Annotated in this window: 14 protein-coding genes; 9 read left to right on the top strand and 5 right to left on the bottom strand. The window is 36.1% G+C overall.

What is annotated here, in order from left to right:
- Positions 1-444: 444 nt before the first annotated feature.
- The 4 genes from rpsA to ODR02_RS02210 all read left to right on the top strand — a co-directional run bounded on the left by rpsA (position 445) and on the right by ODR02_RS02210 (position 7,439).
- The gene (gene rpsA, locus ODR02_RS02225; protein WP_149834761.1) at positions 445-2,235 is read left to right on the top strand and encodes a 30S ribosomal protein S1; all 1,791 of its coding nucleotides are present in this window, start codon (positions 445-447) and stop codon (positions 2,233-2,235) included.
- 389 nt (positions 2,236-2,624) lie between these two features.
- Positions 2,625-5,252 (top strand): T9SS-dependent M36 family metallopeptidase, encoded by a 2,628-nt coding sequence (locus ODR02_RS02220; RefSeq protein WP_309511484.1) that lies wholly within the window; start codon positions 2,625-2,627, stop codon positions 5,250-5,252.
- Between the two features lie 127 nt (positions 5,253-5,379).
- Positions 5,380-6,357: an EamA family transporter gene (locus ODR02_RS02215; protein ID WP_309511483.1), complete on the top strand. Its 978-nt coding sequence runs from the start codon at positions 5,380-5,382 to the stop codon at positions 6,355-6,357.
- A gap of 89 nt (positions 6,358-6,446) precedes the next feature.
- Positions 6,447-7,439, top strand: coding sequence for an alpha/beta fold hydrolase (locus ODR02_RS02210; protein WP_309511482.1), 993 nt, complete (start codon positions 6,447-6,449; stop codon positions 7,437-7,439).
- Positions 7,440-7,487: 48 nt separating this feature from the next.
- Here ODR02_RS02210 and ODR02_RS02205 read toward each other — a convergent pair whose 3' ends face one another.
- Positions 7,488-8,630 (bottom strand): Bcr/CflA family efflux MFS transporter, encoded by a 1,143-nt coding sequence (locus ODR02_RS02205; protein WP_309511481.1) that lies wholly within the window; start codon positions 8,628-8,630, stop codon positions 7,488-7,490.
- A 74-nt stretch (positions 8,631-8,704) separates the two neighbouring features.
- Here ODR02_RS02205 and ODR02_RS02200 point away from each other — a divergent pair, with 74 nt between their 5' ends.
- On the top strand, positions 8,705-9,487 hold the full coding sequence (locus ODR02_RS02200) for an AraC family transcriptional regulator (RefSeq protein ID WP_309511480.1): 783 nt from the start codon (positions 8,705-8,707) through the stop codon (positions 9,485-9,487).
- A 144-nt stretch (positions 9,488-9,631) separates the two neighbouring features.
- Positions 9,632-10,099, top strand: coding sequence for an SRPBCC family protein (locus ODR02_RS02195; protein WP_309511479.1), 468 nt, complete (start codon positions 9,632-9,634; stop codon positions 10,097-10,099).
- A 71-nt stretch (positions 10,100-10,170) separates the two neighbouring features.
- Here the strand turns inward: ODR02_RS02195 and rplS are convergent, their stop codons facing one another.
- Positions 10,171-10,527, bottom strand: a complete 357-nt coding sequence (gene rplS, locus ODR02_RS02190; protein WP_002980648.1) for a 50S ribosomal protein L19 — start codon at positions 10,525-10,527, stop codon at positions 10,171-10,173.
- 295 nt (positions 10,528-10,822) lie between these two features.
- On the opposite strand from rplS, the gene ODR02_RS02185 reads away from it, so the two are divergent.
- Positions 10,823-13,561, top strand: coding sequence for a fibronectin type III domain-containing protein (locus ODR02_RS02185; RefSeq protein WP_309511478.1), 2,739 nt, complete (start codon positions 10,823-10,825; stop codon positions 13,559-13,561).
- Positions 13,562-13,737: 176 nt separating this feature from the next.
- On the opposite strand, the gene ODR02_RS02180 is transcribed toward ODR02_RS02185, so the two are convergent.
- Entirely contained in the window at positions 13,738-15,279 is a 1,542-nt protein-coding gene (locus ODR02_RS02180; RefSeq protein WP_309511477.1) for a toxin-antitoxin system YwqK family antitoxin, read from the bottom strand.
- A 369-nt stretch (positions 15,280-15,648) separates the two neighbouring features.
- Here ODR02_RS02180 and ODR02_RS02175 point away from each other — a divergent pair, with 369 nt between their 5' ends.
- Positions 15,649-16,350, top strand: coding sequence for a CoA transferase subunit A (locus ODR02_RS02175; RefSeq protein WP_105683707.1), 702 nt, complete (start codon positions 15,649-15,651; stop codon positions 16,348-16,350).
- A 51-nt stretch (positions 16,351-16,401) separates the two neighbouring features.
- On the opposite strand, the gene ODR02_RS02170 is transcribed toward ODR02_RS02175, so the two are convergent.
- A complete protein-coding gene (locus tag ODR02_RS02170) occupies positions 16,402-18,204 on the bottom strand; it encodes an ABC transporter ATP-binding protein (protein WP_209785294.1) in 1,803 nt (600 codons plus the stop codon).
- Positions 18,205-18,328: 124 nt separating this feature from the next.
- Between ODR02_RS02170 and ODR02_RS02165 the strand changes: the two genes are divergently transcribed.
- Positions 18,329-18,982, top strand: a complete 654-nt coding sequence (locus tag ODR02_RS02165; RefSeq protein WP_002980639.1) for a CoA transferase subunit B — start codon at positions 18,329-18,331, stop codon at positions 18,980-18,982.
- A 740-nt stretch (positions 18,983-19,722) separates the two neighbouring features.
- Here the strand turns inward: ODR02_RS02165 and ODR02_RS02160 are convergent.
- On the bottom strand, positions 19,723-20,538 hold the full coding sequence (locus ODR02_RS02160) for a DUF4197 domain-containing protein (protein WP_309511476.1): 816 nt from the start codon (positions 20,536-20,538) through the stop codon (positions 19,723-19,725).
- Positions 20,539-20,593 lie beyond the last annotated feature (55 nt).

Genomic DNA, 20,593 nt, shown 5'->3' with positions numbered 1-20,593 from the left:
TAGAAGAGTTTGAGAGGAATAGAAAAACGTTGCTCTTTAATTCTGGCTTGCTGTCATTCTGAATGAAGCCTAGCGAAATGAAGAATCTCATTTTGTCTTCTACCTATTGTAGATGATTCGTGAACTGCGTTCGTAAACTTTCAGTGTATACTCACAAAACAGCAGATATTGCTTCATTCTAAATTTAAGACCGTTGGTATTAGAATGTCATGCTGAGCGCAGTTGAAGCATTCTTTTAATGAAGGTGTTGATTTTTAAATATATAAGTTAAATATTAGCGTGCCGAAATCTATTGCTTATTTTAAATAAAATTCATATCTTTGCACCCACTTTTGTGGCGAAAAGGTTTGATAGGTAAATTACTTACAATTAATTACTTCCGTATTTTTTAATCCGCATTTATTCAAACCATTAAAAAAGAAGGAATACAAATTTTATTAGAAAATGTCAAAAGAGACAAATTCAGCAGAGGTTTTATTAAACCAAAACGTAGCACCAGAACAATTTGATTGGGATTCATTCGAATCAGGTCTTGATGCAGATGCGAGAAAAGAAAAAAGCGATTTAGAAGAAATCTACAACGGATCTTTAAACAACCTAGACGATAACGACGTTTTAGTTGGTAAAGTTGTAAGATTAACTGATAAAGAAGCTATCGTAGACATCAACTTCAAATCTGAAGGTGTTATCTCTCTAAACGAATTCCGTTACAACCAAGGCCTTAAAGTAGGTGACGAGGTAGAAGTAATGGTTGACAAGAGAGAAGACAAAACTGGACAATTACAGTTATCTCACAGAAAAGCTAGAACGCTTAAAGCTTGGGATAAAGTAAACGAACTTCACGAAACTGGAGAAATCGTTAACGGTTTTGTTAAATCTAGAACTAAAGGTGGTATGATCGTTGACGTTCACGGAATCGAAGCATTCTTACCTGGTTCTCAAATTGACGTTAAGCCAATTAAAGATTACGATCAGTTCGTAGGAAAAACTATGGAGTTCAAAGTTGTGAAAATCAACCCTGAGTTCAAAAACGTAGTTGTATCTCACAAAGCATTGATCGAAGCAGATATCGAAGGTCAGAAAAAAGAAATCATCGCTCAGCTTGAAAAAGGTCAGGTTCTTGAAGGTACTGTTAAGAATATCACTTCTTACGGTGTATTCATTGACTTAGGAGGTGTTGATGGATTGATCCACATTACAGACCTTTCTTGGTCTAGAGTGAACCACCCATCTGAAATCCTGGAAGACGGACAGACTGTGAAAGTTGTAATCCTTGATTTCGATGATGAGAAAACAAGAATCCAATTAGGTATGAAGCAATTAGAAGCTCATCCTTGGGATGCTCTTTCTGCTGACTTGAAAGTAGGTGACAAAGTAAAAGGAAAAGTAGTAGTTCTTGCTGACTATGGTGCATTCGTAGAAATCGCTCCAGGTGTAGAAGGATTAATCCACGTTTCTGAAATGTCTTGGTCTACTCACTTAAGATCTGCTGGAGATTTCGTAAAAGTAGGTGATGAAGTAGAAGCTGAAGTATTAACTTTAGATAGAGAAGAAAGAAAAATTTCTCTTGGTATCAAGCAATTGTCTAAAGATCCATGGGAAAACATCGAAGCTAAGTATCCTGTAGGATCTCAGCATGTAGGAACGGTAAGAAACTTCACTAACTTTGGTGTATTCGTAGAGTTAGAAGAAGGTATCGACGGATTAATCTACATCTCTGATCTTTCTTGGACTAAGAAAATCAAGCACCCATCTGAGTTCTGCGCAGTAGGTGATAAATTAGACGTTGTAGTTCTTGAATTAGATATCCAAGCTAGAAGATTATCTCTAGGTCACAAGCAATTGACTGAAAACCCATGGGATAAATTCGAAACTAAATATGCTGAAGGAACTATCCACGCTGGTAAAGCTGTAGAAGTTCACGATAAAGGAGCTTCTGTTCAATTCGAAGATGCTGAGGTTGAAGCTTTCTGTCCTTCAAGATTATTAGAGAAAGAAGATGGATCTAAAATCAAAAAAGGTGAAGATGCTCAATTCAAAGTAATCGAATTCAACAAAGAATTCAAGAGAGTAGTAGTATCTCACACAGGTATCTTCAGAGACGAAGAAAAGAAAAACGTTAAAGAATCTTCTTCTAGAAACGTATCTTCTTCTTCTAACAACGAAGAAAGATCTACTCTTGGAGACATCGATGCATTAGCAGAGTTGAAAAGAAAAATGGAAGAAGGTAAATAATCTTTGAACCATTTATAGATAAGGAGCCGCTCATTTGAGCGGCTTTTTTTATGGGTCTATGTATGATATCAGATATCTTCTAATGCATTGAAAGTAAGAAGTTTTTTATGAAATATTAAAAAAACATTAAAATTGGATGAGTTGTAGATCGGGAGTTTATATAAATTACCGGATAGGTTTAACGAAATATTTAAACTTAAAAAAGCAAAAAACGAGGTAAACATAATCAGACAAACACAAATGTAATATAGGGTTCTCTTAATTGAGAAATATGTAAAACAGTTTTGAATTTATCCTTTCTATTGGTATTTGTTTATATTTTTATTTTTGTCAAAAAAATTAATGAAGTTATGTGAATTATTTGTAGATTAGCGCCTTTAATAATGGATATGAAAAACAAAGCTTTACCACTTTTATTTGCAGTATTTTCTGCGTTTCCGACAATATTGTTCGGACAGGATAATGAAAAACTGATTAAGGATTATATTTCTCAAAATAAAATAAGGGAATATAAAAAGTCTGATCTGAATAATATCATTGTTGATAATGTAGATCCTTCAAAATCATTGAATGGTAATGTTGTTAAATTTTTACAGACGTATAAAGGTTTACCTGTATACAGTTCTGTAGGAACAGCATTGATTCAGGACAATAAAATTGTTTACTACACAGATAATTTTGTAAAAGATTATACTACCTCTACATCTGGTACAGCTGCAATTAATAAAAATACAGCGCTTCAAAAAATTGCTGAAGATCTTAAAAACCCTGATATTGCAAACTTCACCATTCTTGAATATCTTGAAAAGACGCAAAAGAAAGCTACATCAGCCAATCAAAGACTGGTGTATATGAATGATGAGAGCGGAAACCTTCGTCTGGCATATGAATATACTTTAAATGAGCCTAAATCTCCGAATTTCTGGAATATTTTGGTAGATGCCAACAATGGAAATATCCTTTTGAAAAGTAACCTGACATTGTATTGTAATTTCCATCATGATGCTTATGGTTCCGATACTGAATACAGCCATGCTGATCATTTTGAAAATACATTAGTTGGTCCTCAAAATAACATAGCACAGAATAATATTCCATTGCTTTTACCGGATAATGCATCATATAATGTATTTCCATTGCCTATTGAAGCACCTACTTTTGGTTCAAGATCAGTCATTACGAATCCTTGGATTCTGAGTGCTTCCCCTGAAGGATGGCATTCTGACGGAACTAATCATTATACTGTTACCAGAGGAAACAATGTTTTTGCCTATGAAGATGCTGCAGGAACAGCTTTAACAGCACCTGATTATCTTACAGGAGCTCCGGCAGATGGTGGAGCAACAAGAAATTTTGATTTCCCTTTTAATATCAATGAAACTCCATTAAACAACAGAAATGCTGCTATTACGAATTTATTTTATCTGAATAATAGAATTCATGATGTTTTCTATAAATTCGGATTTACAGAATCTGCAAGAAATTTCCAGCAGAACAACTTTGGTAATGGGCCTGTAGGAGGAGATGATGACTCTGTATATGCTGAAGCGCAGGATGGAAGCGGATTAAATAACGCGAATTTCTCGTCAGGACAGGATGGCTATAATGGTAAAATGCAGATGTATCTTTGGTCTCCGGTGGGAAGAGTATTTTATTATAATGCACCTACAGCGGCTGTTTCCCGTACACCGGGAGCCGGAACTGCACAGTTTGGTGCTCCATTACCCATGAACGGAATAACAGGAGATGTTGCACTTTCATCAGTTTTGGATGGTTGTACAGCTTTGCCTGCAAGTTCATTGACTAATAAAATAGGACTGGTTGAAAGAGGAACATGTTCCTTTGCTGTTAAAGTGAAAAACCTTCAGGATGCAGGTGCTAAAGCGGCTATTGTATATAATAACGTTGCAAATGGTGCTACGATAGGAAATATGGCGGGTAATGATCCTACAATTACGATTTCTTCAGTACTTATTAACAATGCAGAAGGAGAATATATCAAAACTCAGCTTGCAGCAAGTACTACAGTAAATGTTACCTTAAAAGGAAATATGACTCCTGACGGAAGCTTTGATAACGGAATCGTAACTCACGAATATGGTCACGGAATATCCAACAGAATGACTGGTACAGGATACAACTGTCTGAATTCAGGAGTGAGCAAAGAACAAATGGGAGAAGGATGGTCTGATTTCTTCGCGTTAATGTTAACTAATAAAGCAGGCGATAATGCTACGGTAGCAAGAGGTACAGGTACTTATGCATTAGGTCAGGCAATAACAGGAGCTGGTATCAGACCTGCAAAATATTCTACAAGCCTTGCTGTTAACGGATTTACCTACGGAGATACTAACGGAATGGAATACAATAACGGATCGGCAGTGGTTCCGGATGTACACTCTATCGGTTTTGTCTGGGCAACGATGCTATGGGATCTTCACTGGAAATATGTTGAAAAATATGGTTATTCTTCAGATGTATTATCTACAACTTCAAACGGAAGTACAAAAGTATTACAGTTGGTAACAGACGCTCTGAAACTTCAGGGTTGTAATCCTAGCTTTATTGAAGGAAGAAATGCAATATTGGCTGCAGAGTTGGCAACAACTGCGGGGGTTGATAAATGTATGATCTGGGGCGTTTTCGCAAGAAGAGGTCTAGGAGTGAATGCTTCAGCAGGAGTGAAGAATAATATTAATGATCAGGTTCAGGACTTTAATGTACCGGAAGCATGTTTATTGGCTACCAATGATGTAAATGCAAATAAGAACAAGGATATTTCTATCTATCCAAACCCTGCTAAGGACGAGTTTTATATTAAATTCCCAAGCAATACCCTTGGAAAAGTAAGTGTAGAACTTTATGATATGTCTGGTAAACTGGTTTCTACAGAAGATAAAATCTCACCAGATGCTAAAAAAGCAATTTCAACAAGCAATCTTGTTAACGGAACTTATATGGTTAAAATCAAAGGACTAGGTTTCGAAGCTGCTTCGAAAGTAATGGTTAAAAAATAATTTACTTTTATAATCAATTTAAAAAATCGCCACAAGCTTGCTTGTGGCGATTTTATTTATCTATCAGTAGTACACTTCAGAATGGTTTAATTTATATGTCGTACCTTTGCAGGCTGTTAAAAAAATTATGAAGAAGAAAAATATACTAAAAGGTGTTTTATTTGTAGGGATTGGAGCTAGTATATATGGTATGTTGGCCACTTTTGTGAAAATGGCTTACCATGATGGTTTTACAACCTCAGAAGTAACTACTTCCCAATTCGTATTAGGTTTGACAGGGCTTTTGATCCTTAATCTTATTCAAACCCTAACCTCAAAACAGAAATTATCGATGCCCAATTCTAAAGAAGTAAGAATGCTCTTGCTTGCAGGAACTTCTTTGGGAGGAACAAGTTTGTTCTATTATATTGCGGTACAATATATCAATGTATCGATTGCCATTGTATTATTGATGCAGTCGGTATGGTTCAGTGTAGTGGTGGAAAGTATGATCACAAGAAAACTGCCCAACGCGAGGAAAGTTGTTTCTGTAGTTATCGTATTGTTGGGAACCGTTCTGGCAACGAATCTTATCAATATGGAAATAGAACTGGACTGGCATGGAGTTTTCTGGGGACTGATGGCAGCAGCTTCATATACCCTGACAATGTTTACGTCCAATACGCTGGCAACCCATCTTCCGGTTTTCAGGAAGAGTATTATTATGCTGGCAGGAGGTTCAGTAGTGGTATTTGCATTTTTATTCTTTGCCCAGATAGGACCCATGTATTTTGATGGTTTAAAATCATTATACCTGAATTTTACAGATAATACAGAACATATCCACTCATTTAATTATTCAATATTTCCCACGTATGGATTGGTACTGGCTCTTTTTGGAACAATTATCCCGCCAATTCTGTTCAATGTTGGATTTCCAAATGCAGGATTAGGGTTGGGAAGTATCGTTTCATCACTGGAGCTTCCGGTTTCCGTTACCATGGCTTTTGTGTTATTGGGAGAGAAAGTATTTTTCATCCAATGGGTAGGAATTGTCCTGATTCTTTTTGCGATTGTTTTGATGAATTTGCCTTCAAAAAAAGGAAAAAATATCTCAATGGCATAATTATCTAAAAAATATTTAACTAAAAATAACAGTTGAAACCGTTCCTTTTGGAGCGGTTTTTTTAATTTTAATCTTTAAATAAAAGTTTCATGAAATATTTCAGAAATATAATGACTGTTTTTACTTTTACGGTCTCCGGTTTTATGTTTTCGCAGGTAAAACCTCTGGATGCAATGCTTTCCGATTATCAATATCCTTATGAAGTTCATTTTCTTACGCTCAAATCTCAGGGGCAAGATTTGAAAATGGCATATATGGATGTACAGCCACAGAAATCCAATGGAAAAGTAATCATGCTTCTTCATGGGAAAAATTTTAACGGGGCTTATTGGGAAAGAACAGCTAAAGATCTTTCTGCTAAAGGATTCAGAGTGGTGATTCCTGATCAGATAGGATTTGGAAAGTCTTCGAAACCTCATGATTACCAGTTTTCCTTTTCACAGCTGGCGGAAAATACAAAAGGAATTCTCGATGAATTGAAAATAGATAAAGCTATCGTTTTGGGGCATTCCATGGGAGGAATGGTGGCGACCCGATTTACATTACTGTATCCTGAGAAAGTACAAAAACTGATTCTTGAGAATCCGATTGGACTGGAAGATTATAAGACTTTTGCAGCTTATCAGACCATTGATCAGGCGTATCAGGCTGAACTGAAAAATACAGCTGAAACTTATAAAAACTATCAGCTGAAATTCTATTATGACAACAAATGGAAAGAAGAATATCAACCCTGGCTTGATTTAATTGCCGGATGGACCCTTCATAAAGAGTATCCTCAGGTAGCCTGGGATGCAGCACTTACCTCAGATATGATTTACAACCAGCCGGTATGTTATGAATTTAAAAATATCAGGGTTCCTACATTGCTTATCATTGGAACAAGAGACAGAACAGCTATAGGAAAAGACAGAGCACCAAAGGAACTTCAGCCGAAAATGGGGCAATATCAGGAATTGGGAAAGAAAACCCAGCGGGAAATTGCAGGTTCAAAGCTGGTAGAGATTGATCATGTAGGTCATCTTCCCCATATAGAAGTATATCCGAAATTTTTTGAAGCATTGTACAATTTTATAAAGTAGAAGAATAAAAATATTTGAAACATTAAGTTTAATAAAAAATAGTTAAACTTAATGTTTCTTATTTTCAAAGAACAATAAGGTACAAACTCCTATACCTGAAAACAATATACATGAAATTCCCAGATTCTGTATAAAACCAATACTTACAAGCCCGGAGCCTATCAGAACATAATAAATCAATCCTAATAAAGCACCTGCACTTCCTGTTTCATTTTTGTAATTCATTAACGCTGTACTTAGGATATTAGGAATCGCAATGCTAAATGCCATTACAATGAAAAAATAAGGGATTAAAAAGTAAATTCCTGTGCTTGATAGAATCCATACGAAAATAGAAGCGACAAATGCTGAAAATGTACTTGCTTTAACTAAATATTTAGGTTGTATATTCTTCAATATCAGGGATCTGTTGAGTTTTGCCCCGGCGAATGTTCCACATGCCAGTATAACACTGCTATATCCAAAAACATAAGAGGAATAATGATATTTCTTAAAGATAAAAGGAGCCAGTGAATAGTATGAAAACAACAGGACATTAAAACTCATGATTAATAAGCAACATCTGATAATGGCTTTATCATGAAGCATTCTTCTTAATAAATTGATTAAAGTACCTGCATTAATTTCTTTTACCGAATGATGGGTTTCGGAAATTTTTTGTTTTGAAAGAGCGAAGAATAATATTCCCAGCAAACATAATGTTATAAATACTCCCTGATGTCCCACAGAAGAAGCCAATACAGAACCGGTAATCATTCCCACTACAGGGCTTATGGATAAAACAATTCCAATCCAGGAAAATACTTTGCTGATATTATCTTTGTCATAGCTGTCTCTTAAAATAGTTTGTGTCACAATAGACCCTACAGAAATTCCAAATGCTGAAATAATTCTGGCACCAAGAAGAATCATAAAGTTAGGAGCAAAAACTGCAGCCAAGGTTCCGATTCCATAGGTGATGAGACCATATTCCAATGACTTTTTTCTTCCAATTCTGTCACACTGTACACCCCAAAATGCCACGCCCAGGGCAAATGCTATAAAATACAGGCTGATCGTCAGAGTAGCAGCTTCTTCTTTTACTCCGAACTGTTGCTGTACCATCGGTAAAACAGGGCTGTAAATGGTTTCTACAAATTGTGGAAGCATTACAAGCAATGTCAATAGCCAGATAGGATTTGTCTTTTTCATTTTTTTCTGCAAAGTTTCCAAAAAACAAGGTATATTTATAATGATATAAAAACAAAAAATATCAAAAATAGGACATGGCTATACTGAAGCAAAATGAAGAATTTAATGCTGATTCTATTCAGGAGAAAGTAATAGGAATAGCCTCTGATATGGTGATGCATGATTCTGGCTTTCATTATCATAAAACGAAGGCTCAGCTGTTGTATGCTCCCTCTGGCTGTATGACTGTTACCACTTCTGATAAACAGTTGGTTCTTCCTCCGTTCCGTATGCTATGGATTCCTGCCAATGAGGTTCATCGGGTCAATTTTCGGAATGTAGTAGCCTATAGATCAATTTATTTTGATGAAAATTATTCAAAAAAATATATGACCTCTGATCTGAAGGTTCTTCATGTAAACGCTTTGCTAAAAGAGATTATAGAAAGAATTTGTTTTTGGGAGTGGTCGGATTTGGGTAATAATCAAATGAATCTTTTAAAAGTATTCTGGGACGAAATGAGTATGGCTCCGGAAGAAAAACTGGAACTTAAAATGCCTCAGGACAGACGCTTTAAAAAAACAGTTGAAGAATGGACACTGCGCAAGTCTATACCACCCATGTTGAAAGATCTTGCAGAAAAAACAGGAGCAGTAGAGAAAACAATCAGCCGTATCTTTAAAAAGGAAACCGGACTGTCTTATCAGGAATGGAGGCAGCAGTGGCGGCTGCAGCGATCGATTGAGCTTTTGGTGGAAGGCAATTCAATAGGAGAGGTGTCGCATATTTTAGACTTTTCATCTGACAGCGCTTTTATTGAATTTTTCAAAAAACATACAGGCTCAACCCCTTTGCAGTATCTTATGAAGAATGAGTAGCTTTTTTGCAGCTGATAAAAAGTACCATTGTGAACCCTGTCAAGATTTTAAACCTTGTCTTGATGTGATACTCTATTTCTTGTCCTATGAAAAGCCTGGTTTACAGTAAATGTCATAAAATTGTACTACCTAATACAATATTTTATGAAAACAATTAATACCAATAATGTTGAGGATTATATATATGAAATTGAGGTCAACAGTACTGCAGATAGAATTTATCATGCGCTGACCCAGGAAATTCCTTTGTGGTGGACTGAATTGTTTGAAGGTTCATCTTCGGAGGCTGGAAATCTTTTCACCATAAGATTTGGAGACCAAATTCACAAAACAATGCGGGTAAAGGAATTGATTCACAATACAAAAATTGTGTGGTGGGTTGAAGATTCACTGATTGCTCTTCCTGAATTAAAAAATCAGACAGAATGGATTGGTACAACGATAGTCTGGGAAATGGAACAAAAGGAAAAGAGTAGTGTACTGATGCTTACCCATATCGGACTGAATCCGGATATTGAATGTTATGAGATCTGCTCAAATGGCTGGCGGCAGTTTCTCGGCAGTTTGACAAAGTTTCTGGAAACCGGAGAAGGAACTCCATACAGAAAGTAAAAAAATATTTAAACAAAAAAAGAGACTGTTTATAAGTAAACAGCCTCTTTTTGTATGTATTGTTGTCTGAATTATTTCTTCTTGTAAGCAGCGTCTTTAATTCTTGCTTTTTTACCTCTAAGGTCTCTGAAGTAGTAAATTCTAGCTCTTCTAACTCTACCTCTTCTATCAACTTCGATTTTTTGAAGTGCAGGCATGTTAATAGGGAATACTCTTTCTACACCTACATCACCACTCATTTTTCTGATAGTGAAAGTTTTTGTAGAACCAGTACCTCTTAATTGGATAACTGTTCCTTTGAAGAACTGAGTTCTTGTCTTTTGTCCTTCTTTAATTTCGTAATACACAGTAATTGTATCACCTGCTTTGAATTCAGGGAATTCTTTTTTCGCAATGTACTTGTCTTGTACGTACTTTAATAAATCCATTATTAATAAAATAAAATGTTAAAGCTAAGCAACTTACACGTTCTTCGTCAGAGGTTGAATAACAGGTTGCAAATGTACAAAATAGTTTTTGAATACGCCAAATATTTAATGTGCTAAAAACTATAATTTTTTCGTTCCGGTTTTGCTAAAAAGTTAACGGTTTCTTTAAAGTACCATCAGACAGAGTTTATATGGGAATTCTACTTTTGCCCGAAGTAAAAAATCCGAACAGTGATTTTTTAAATTCCTGATTCACAACTTAAAACTATATGTCAATTTTAAAACTAAAGCTATTATGAAACATTATTTCTTCTTTTTTTGTTTCGCGGTCCAGATGGCTTTCGGGCAGGTTTTGTTTCCTTATTTACAAAACCCGACTCCGAATTCTATGATCGTCAATTGGAAAACAGCTTCCAATAATGAAACAACTGTAATTTACGGAAATTCTCCAACGAATTTGAATGTGACGGTAACAGGGACAACCAATATCTTCTCAGATACCGGATACAACAATAACTATTATTATCATACGGCAAAGGTTACCAATTTGCAGCCGAATACTAAATATTATTATAAGATAAAAACGGGAACCAGCGAGTCTGCTGTTTACAATTTCAGAACACTTCCTTTGCCAGGGCAGGCGGTAACGACCAATGGAAAGATACGCTTCCTTATCATGGGAGATAACCAGATTAAAGCAGAACCCAGGTATGACACGCTTACTTTGAATGCTTATAAGAAATTAAAAGAAAAGTTTGGAGCGACTTCAGATCCTTCTGATAATATTGCGCTTACTTTTATGGTGGGTGATCAGGTAGACGTAGGGACATTGGATCACTATGAAAATGTTCACTTTAAAAAGAATATCAAATTATCACCTTACCTTCCTATTCAGACCACGGTAGGAAACCATGAGACGTACGGTTCTTTAGGAATGAATTCTTATTATGCTCACTTTTATATCGATGAAATTAGTTATAAAGGGATAAGCTCAGGAAATGAAAATTATTATGCCCAGCAGGCTGGTAACGTTTTGTTTGTGAGTTTAAGTTCTGAGCATACAGGATCTGCACAGCAGACATGGCTTCAGCAAATCTTAACGGCAGCAAACAATGATTCTACAGTAGACTGGATTATTTCTTTGAGCCATAGACCTTACCAGGCTGAGCAATATGTGGGAGATATTTCTACATGGGTAAGAGATAATGCAGTACCGCTTCTGGTAACTTCTGATAAATATTTAATGCATGTAGGAGCTCACCATCATTTATATCACAGAGGTCAGCTTAAAAATACACCAAATTATCAGATTATTTCAGGGGGAACAGCCTGGGATCAATATTGGGGAATGTCTAATGAGCAGGATTTTGATGATGTTCAGAAAACATTAACAGACTGGACCTACCAGATCGTGGAAGTAGATATTCCGACAGGAAAGGTAGATATAGAATGTTATTCTATCGGTGGAGTATACAATAAGAAGAACAATGTACTGGTAGATTCTTTCCATAGATATAAAAACCAGCCTAAACCGGCAAAACCATCCATCACAAACAATTTCACGGGTACTACTACTTTACCATTGACATTGAATGGAAGTGCATTCTCATCTTCAAACGGAGAACTGTTAAACACCACACAGTTCCTGATCAGTAAAACCTCGAATTTTTCTGTGATTGAAAAAGAGTTCTACCGTGATTTTGAAAACTGGTTCGGAAAAGACGGAAACGGAACTCCGGATAAAACCAAAAACCTGAATGACGGAGTAGATATCACAAAAGCAACATTAGCTGCGAACTCTATTCCAAACGGTATCTATTATGTGAAAACCCGTTACAGAGACAGAAACCTTGAGTGGAGCGACTGGAGTGATGTGAAGCAGTTCGAAATTACAGGAAGTGTAGTTTCAAATCCTACTTTTACGTTAAACAAAACAGAATATGCTCAAAATGAAGCTATCACTGCTACTTATACAGGTGGCCCTGGTAACCAGCAGGATTGGGTAGGAATTTATAAGAAAGGGCAAACTCCGGCTTCTACAACTTCACAAGGATATATTTATACGAATGGGCAGACTGCAGGAACCGTTACTTTCAACAATGGTTTAGCTAATAAAGGACAGTATTTTGCAGGATTCTTCGCCAATGGAGGGTATACAGAAATCACTGCAAGAAAAAATTTCTATGTAGGACCGAAAGTACAGCTTCAGGCTACTGCTGATACTTATCCTGTAGGAGGAACAGTTGTGATCAATTTTACAAATGGACCTAATTTACAGAAAGACTGGATCGGAATTTATAAAATGGGGCAGACTCCGGGAACTACAGCTGCCATTAAATGGAGCTATGTAACCACTGCAGCAGGAACTTTGAATTTTACAGGACTTCCGAAAGGATATTATTATGCACAATATTTACTGGAAGACGGATATAACGGAATCGGGGAGAAGGTGTTTTTTAAAGTAGGAGATATTGTTACTGATCTATGGATCAATAAACCAGTGTATACTTTAGGAGAAAATATCACTGCTTCATGGACAGATTCTCCGGGAATCATCAAAGACTGGTTAGGAATTTATCCGCAAAGTGTTCAGACACCGGATGACAACTTTGTTTCTTATACTTATTTTGATGGAGTAACACAGGGAACAAAAACAATCCAGGGAACAGCTGTGCCTGCAACACCAGGAAACTATTATATGGTAATGTTTACCAATGATTCCTATACAGAGGTTTCCAACAGAGTACAATTCCAGGTGGCTTCACCCACTTTAGGAACAGAAGAAACCAGAAGTACAGAGAAAAATGTAGTGCTGTATCCAAACCCAACCAAACCAGGACAGCCTACTTTCATAAAGAGTGATTATCCGATTGAAAAAATTGAATTGGTCTCAGCTTCAGGAGAGCTGCTGTATGTATCGAAAAATATCAATAACCAACGCTTTTCTTTGGTGAATGAAAATCTTCCAGCTGGCGTTTATTTTGTAAAAGTACACGGAAGAAAACTGTTTACTTTAAAACTGATTATTCAGTAAGGCAAACGAAACACAATTATAATTGTAGAGACTGCTAGAAATAGTGGTCTCTTTTTTTTATTTGTAAATCCGGCAGTTAAAAATAAATCTGCTTATTCAAGTAGAGGGTCAGAAATAAAAAAGCGGTTCCAAAAGATTGAAACCGCCTTTGATATTTTGATATAGAGATGTGGTAATTAGTCAAACAGATAGTGCAGATCATCTTCACTAATCAGTGTCTGGTTTTCAGCAGAAGCATTTTCATCCTGAGCATCGGCCAGTGTTTTAGTTTCCTGAATGAGTTTCCCATCCATATTATAAAGTTTTAACAAGATCCATTTCCCGCTGCGTTCAAGTTCTTTAGCTCCATCCCATGTTTTTATTCTGATTTTTCCACTTTGAATAACACCTGCTTTTACAGAAGACTTATTCGCAGGCTTCCCTTTTACATACTGTGTGATTTGTGCTGTGAAGGAATAATCTTCCCCATCTTCACTGATCGGTTGTGCGAATGTATATAAAAGAGTACCTTTGGTATCATAAACAGTTGCATCATAGCCTGTTTGTTTAGCGTTCAGCTTTTTTTCAAAACTCAGCTTCGTAGTATCACCTTCAAAAAAGTTTTTGATATTTACGATGATACCTTCCTTATAAACTGTTTCACTAAAACCTTCATAAGTAGTACCATTATAAGGGATACCATCTTTGTATGTTAATGTAGATTTCAGCTTTCCATCCGGTGAATAATATTTAATTTCCTGTGCGATGTCATCTTTTAAAAACTTTTCAGAAGATAATTTTCCGTTTTCATCAAAGGATTTACTTGTTACTATTGAACCCTTTTCATATGTATCAACAGAGGAAATCTGTGAATATTCATAAGCCAGCTGATAGTCATCCCCATCCATTGGAGTATAAATATCATTTTCCTTATCATATTGGTATACCAGATGGCCTATTTTTTTACCCGACTCATCGTAAGTGGTTTTATAGCCATCTTTTTTATTCATTTTCTGCTCCTGTAAGATCTTTCCTGTTTTGCTATAGATAACACTTTCCTTTACACTGCCGTCCTTTCTGTATTTTTCTATCTTAGAAATCCTCATTGGACTGGAATAATAATCGACCATCATATTTTCACCCGAACCGGAAGTAGTACTGCTGCCAAGATATTTTCCTTTTTCACCGTAATATTTTGTTTCAGTGTTGCTGTCCTTATCAATGATGGTTTCATTTCTGATCCCTTTAATATCATCATCATAAACGGTTGTTTTTACAGGCGTTGAGTTTTCGTAATCAACCAGAATATTAAAATCCATTCCATCTTCGGCATCTTTATAGCTGAACATCTTTCCTGAGAAATTTCCGTCTGCTTTGTAAACAACATCTTCTGTCAGTCTGCCTTTTATATCATAAGTCTGAGCTGGACCCACCTGCAGGCCATTAGAATACGTGGCAAAATTCAATACTTTTCCTTCAGGGGTATACCAGGTTACTTTTCCATCAAAAATTTCACTGTTGGGAGTGGTATCAGAAGCCAATCCTTCCATTTGAAGTTTTCCGTCCTTGTAGAAGTCTTTGATAAGGGTTAATTTTCCTTTAGGAGTTGTTTCACGGTAATATTCCATGTTCTCCTGGGTGGTTTTTTCCCAGTTTTCATCGAAGTAAGTTTTTTCCTGTGCATATACATTGACACTGAGTACCAATGCCAGTAATGCTGAGGTAAATAATTTTTTCATGTTTTTGTTTAAGGTTTGATTTTATATATGATTAATGTGATGGTATCTGTAGAAAATGAAATACCGGAAAGAAGTAGTAAGTATTTACTATAGAATAATTTTTACATTGAAATTGTGTTTAATTTAAATCCAAAAGCAATAAAATATACTGTATTTCCGGCTTTGAGACTTCAAATATAAATCAATTTGATGAAAAATAAGGCAAAAACCGAACAGACTTGTTCGGTTTTGAGGGTAATATTTTGGTTATAAGTGTTTTAAATGTTGAAAAAAAGATATTTCTAAAAGCACGAAATTCAGGAGGGTTTCCGTTCATCGGATATACAAGAAAATTTATTAAATTTAGCCAACAGAAAAATCTAATATTTCATGATAGATAAAAGAGTAAAAAATGCAAAGGAGGCCATCGAAGGAATTCAGGATGGAATGACACTGATGCTTGGCGGATTCGGACTTTGCGGGATCCCTGAAAACTCAATCAATGCTTTGGTAGAAAGTGATGTGAAAGATCTGACTTGTATTTCAAACAATGCGGGAGTAGATGATTTCGGATTAGGATTACTGCTTCACAAAAGACAGATTAAGAAAATGATCTCTTCTTACGTAGGTGAAAATGCTGAATTTGAAAGACAGATGCTTTCAGGTGAATTGGATGTAGAGCTTACTCCACAAGGAACTTTGGCTGAAAAATGCAGAGCTGCTCAGGCAGGAATTCCAGCTTTTTATACCCCTGCAGGGTATGGAACTGAAGTAGCAGAAGGAAAAGAAGTGAAGGAATTCAAAGGAAAACCTCATATCCTGGAGCACGCTTACGAGGCAGACTTTTCTATCGTAAAAGCATGGAAAGGAGACCATGCCGGAAACCTTATTTTCAAAGGTTCGGCAAGAAACTTCAACCATCCGATGGCAGGAGCTGCAAAAATTACCATTGCTGAAGTAGAAGAACTGGTAGAACCAGGACAATTAGATCCAAATGAGATTCATATTCCGGGAATCATGATTCAGAGAATTTTCCAGGGAGAAAAATTTGAAAAAAGAATTGAGCAACGAACAGTGAGAACTAAAGAATAAGCTCGAATCATAAAAACAAAAAAGCGCTGAAAATATTTTCAGCGCTTTTTTTTATGCTTGAGGAGTCAGTGTTTTTCTTTCTCCGATCTGTTGTCTCCACATGGCGTAGTAAAGTCCTTTTTCAGCAATGAGATTGGCGTGGGAGCCTGTTTCTACAACTTGTCCGCGTTCAAGAACATAAATTTTATCCGCATGCATGATCGTACTTAAACGGTGGGCGATCAGTACAGTAATCTGTTCTCTTTCTTTTGAAATGTCCTTGATCGTAGTGGTAATTTCTTCTTCAGTAATGCTGTCCAGTGCAGAAGTAGCTTCATCAAAAATCAGCAAATGAGGTTTTCTTAAAAGAGCTCTGGCAATAGCAATCCTTTGTTTTTCACCGCCACTCAGCTTCAGACCGCCTTCACCAATCACCGTTTCAATTCCTTTTTCTGCTCTTTCCAGCAATGCCGTACAGCTTGATTTCTGTAAAGCCATCGCCAGTTCCTCTTCAGTAGCTGAAGGATTAACGAAAAGAAGGTTTTCCTTGATTGTTCCTGCAAATAATTGAGTATCCTGTGTTACAAAACCAATCTGATTTCTTAGTTCATCAAAATCAAATTCCTTTCCATTGATTCCGTTATACAAAATATTCCCTTCCTGAGGTCTGTACAATCCCACCAGTAATTTCACCAATGTACTTTTTCCGGAGCCGCTTGGTCCTACAAAAGCAATGGTCTCCCCATTTTTGAGATCAAAAGAAATATTATTTAAAGCTTTATATTGGGCAGACTGATGTTTGAAAGAAACATGCTTAAATTCAAGTTCCTCAATAGCACCAATTTGCTTTGGATGAAGAGGCTTTTCTTCCACCTCTTTTTTCATCAAACGGTCAAAATTCTGAAGAGACGCTTCTGCCTCACGATAAGAAATTATAATATTTCCGATCTCCTGCATGGGGCCGAAAATAAAGAAACCATAAAACATCAGTGACAGATACTGACCTGGTGTAACAATATTTTTAAAAATCAGATACAATAACGTCAGAGTAATCATCTGCTGAAGAAAATTGACCATCGTTCCCTGAATAAAACTTAAAGAACGGATGCTTTTCACTTTTCTCAGTTCAAGACCCAGAATCTTGTAAGTATTGTTGTTTAAACGGATTACTTCCTGATTAGTCAATCCTAAACTTTTAACAATTTCAATATTTCTTAAACTTTCCGTAGTACTTCCGGCAAGAGCTGTGGTTTCTGTAACAATATTTTTCTGAATAACCTTTATCCTTTTACTCAGTAAATTGGTAACAATGGCAATAAAGAAAATTCCACAGATATAAACCGGCATAATTGACCAGTGCAAACGGATGGCATACACGGAAACGAAAATAATACTTACCAGAATTCCGAAGAAAATATTGATGAAATTAGTGATGAATTTTACCGTATCTTCTCTTACTTTTGTTAAAATTGACAGGGTTTCACCACTTCTCTGATCCTCAAATTCCTGATAAGGAAGCGCCATAGAATGCTTCAAACCATCGGTAAATATTTTTGCGCCAAACTTTTGGGTAATCACACTTACCACATAATCCTGGAAAGCTTTGGCAATTCTACTCACCATTGCCGTTCCGATAAGTAATCCTAAAAAGTAAAAAGCTCCATGATATACAGAACTTCCGTACAAATACTCATTCAGGTTTCTGGGCAATAGCTTTTCTTTATCAAAAAAGTTAGGATGGGTAACCAGCTGGTCAAGGATATTTCCTGTGATAGCCGGGGCAAACAAAGAGAAAACCTGGTTAACAGTAGCTAAGAATAAAGAGATAATGATCAGCCACTGATAAGGTTTAAGATATCTAAAAAGTATTTTCATTCTATTAAAAAATAATGGAACAAAATTACAGATATTATTTTAACTAACAGTGTTAATTATTGAACACAACAAAGCTCTTTTGTATTCAAGTGAAAATAATTAAATTGCAGTCTAAGTTTTTATTATGCTTACAAAAGAACAAATTGCCAAAAGAATTTCAAAAGAACTGAAAGATCGTTATTATGTAAACCTGGGAATTGGGATTCCTACTTTGGTTGCCAACTATGTTCCGGAAGGTATTTCCGTAGAATTCCAGAGTGAAAATGGAGTTTTGGGGATGGGACCTTTCCCTTTCGAAGGAGAAGAAGATGCGGATATCATCAATGCCGGAAAACAGACCATTACTATTCTGGAAGGAGGTTCATTCTTTGATTCAGCCTTTAGTTTCGGGATGATTCGTGGTCAGAAAGTAGATCTTACCATCCTTGGAGCTATGGAAGTTTCAGAAAACGGAGATATTGCCAACTGGAAAATTCCTGGAAAAATGGTGAAAGGAATGGGAGGAGCAATGGATCTTGTAGCTTCTGCAGAAAATATTATCGTTGCAATGATGCACGTAAACAAAGCAGGAGAAAGTAAAATCCTTAAAAAATGTACACTTCCTTTAACAGGCGTAAACTGTGTGAAAAAAGTGGTTACTGAATTAGCTGTTCTGGATGTAACTCCGGCAGGATTTAAACTGGTGGAAAGAGCACCGGGAGTTTCAGTAGAAGATATTATCAAAGCTACAGAGGCAGATCTGATTATTGAAGGAGAAATTCCTGAAATGCAATTCTAATCTGATAATAAATAAAAAAGTTTCGGCCTCACTTTGTGAGGCCGAAACTTTTTACAATATAGGAAACTATCATTTAAAATCTGACAAATCTTTCTATAGCTGCCCTAAAAGCGACATAGGAGATCGCAGCGTTAAAAAAATAAATTCTGTGAACGTTAAGAAAATTCTCCTGTCCGAAGCGCGAGAGTAATTTAGAACCGATTAAGAAATAATGATTTCGCGCAAGTTTAGAATTTTTAGAGAACAGGATTTATTTTTAGCGGAGAGCTCCAGATCTTGAATTTTTGTTTCTTTTGTTTGACTACGTCGAATCTTCGATTTCAAGACAAAAGAAATTACAATCAAAAAAAAAGCTGCTTCATTATAAAAACAGTCTATGAATTCTTTAAAATTTGACAAATCTTTCTATAACTGCCTCTAAAAGCGACATAGGAGATCGCAGCGTTAAAAAAATAAATTCTGTGAACGTTAAGAAAATTCTCCTGTGCGAAGCGCGAGACCAATTCAGAACTGATTAAGAAATAATGATTTCGCGCAAGTTTAGAATTTTTAGAGAACAGGATTTATTTTTAGCGGAGAGCTCTCAGTCTTGAATTTTTGTTTCTTTTGTTTGACTACGTCGAATCTTCGATTTCAAGACAAAAGAAATTACAATCAAAAAAAAGCTGTTTCATCATGAAACAGCTTTTATATCTTAACGGTTAGCATGTCAAACTAACTTCTAACCTCTAACTTCTTATTTATTTCCCATCCTGAGCTCCAAATACCTTCTGCAGAATACTTGTTGTTCTCATTGCAGGGGTATTTCTGATTCCGCTCTCTTTATCTGCTACCATTTTAAATACTCCGTTGATGGTTTCTGTGGTAACATATTCGTTAAGATCCGTTGTTACAGCCTGCCCTGTAAAAGTATTGTATTTTGAAATCAGATTTTTCCAAAGCGTATCAGCTCCTACTTTTCCTAAAGAAGCTTTTACCTTAGGCTGAAAAGCATTGAAAAGCTGAGTTTGAGTCTTTCCCTGAAGGTAGCTTGTTGCAGCATTATTACTGCCTAATAAAATATTTTTGGCATCCGTAATCGTCATGGAAGTAATAGCATTTGTAAAAATAGGTGCAGCTTCAGTTACGGCATCTTCAGCAGCTCTGTTAAGTAATTTTACTCCTTCGTCAGCAAGACTTCCCATTCCTATAGAACGTAAAGTGGTGTCGATCTTTCTTAATTTTTCAGGCATTAAAATCTTTACAGCTTCATTTTTGAAAAAACCATCCGTTACGGCCAGTTTTTTTACTCCATCTGTTACTCCCATACTTAAAGCCTCTTTTAATCCTGAGGAAATCTGGGTAGAAGTAAGGTTTCCAAGGCCTGCAGATGAATTGTTGGAACCGGATACCGTAGTGGATGTCTTAGGAGAAGTTGCAGTACCCGTATTTTTTACCGGAACATTAAGATCTACTCCTGTTTTATCTTTAACGGCAGATTTTATGATATCAAAAATTTGTGCCTGTGTTGACATTGAGAATAATAATGCTGCTGCCAGAAAAATGTTTTTTTTCATCGTATTTTTTTACAAATTTAACCCTTTTAATTTTTTTAAGTGGTGTAGGTTTATC

The sequence above is a fragment of the Chryseobacterium sp. CFS2 genome (assembly GCF_036543225.1).
In the GTDB taxonomy this organism is placed as follows: Bacteria; Bacteroidota; Bacteroidia; order Flavobacteriales; family Weeksellaceae; genus Chryseobacterium; species Chryseobacterium culicis_A.
This window is presented reverse-complemented; position numbering and strand designations above follow the sequence as displayed.

Coding starts and splice junctions, on each gene's coding strand:
- rpsA (WP_149834761.1), top strand. CDS start 445: ATGTCAAAAGAGACAAATTCAGCAGAGGTTTTATTAAACCAAAACGTA.
- ODR02_RS02220 (WP_309511484.1), top strand. CDS start 2,625: ATGAAAAACAAAGCTTTACCACTTTTATTTGCAGTATTTTCTGCGTTT.
- ODR02_RS02215 (WP_309511483.1), top strand. CDS start 5,380: ATGAAGAAGAAAAATATACTAAAAGGTGTTTTATTTGTAGGGATTGGA.
- ODR02_RS02210 (WP_309511482.1), top strand. CDS start 6,447: ATGAAATATTTCAGAAATATAATGACTGTTTTTACTTTTACGGTCTCC.
- ODR02_RS02205 (WP_309511481.1), bottom strand. CDS start 8,630: ATGAAAAAGACAAATCCTATCTGGCTATTGACATTGCTTGTAATGCTT.
- ODR02_RS02200 (WP_309511480.1), top strand. CDS start 8,705: ATGGCTATACTGAAGCAAAATGAAGAATTTAATGCTGATTCTATTCAG.
- ODR02_RS02195 (WP_309511479.1), top strand. CDS start 9,632: ATGAAAACAATTAATACCAATAATGTTGAGGATTATATATATGAAATT.
- rplS (WP_002980648.1), bottom strand. CDS start 10,527: ATGGATTTATTAAAGTACGTACAAGACAAGTACATTGCGAAAAAAGAA.
- ODR02_RS02185 (WP_309511478.1), top strand. CDS start 10,823: ATGAAACATTATTTCTTCTTTTTTTGTTTCGCGGTCCAGATGGCTTTC.
- ODR02_RS02180 (WP_309511477.1), bottom strand. CDS start 15,279: ATGAAAAAATTATTTACCTCAGCATTACTGGCATTGGTACTCAGTGTC.
- ODR02_RS02175 (WP_105683707.1), top strand. CDS start 15,649: ATGATAGATAAAAGAGTAAAAAATGCAAAGGAGGCCATCGAAGGAATT.
- ODR02_RS02170 (WP_209785294.1), bottom strand. CDS start 18,204: ATGAAAATACTTTTTAGATATCTTAAACCTTATCAGTGGCTGATCATT.
- ODR02_RS02165 (WP_002980639.1), top strand. CDS start 18,329: ATGCTTACAAAAGAACAAATTGCCAAAAGAATTTCAAAAGAACTGAAA.
- ODR02_RS02160 (WP_309511476.1), bottom strand. CDS start 20,538: ATGAAAAAAAACATTTTTCTGGCAGCAGCATTATTATTCTCAATGTCA.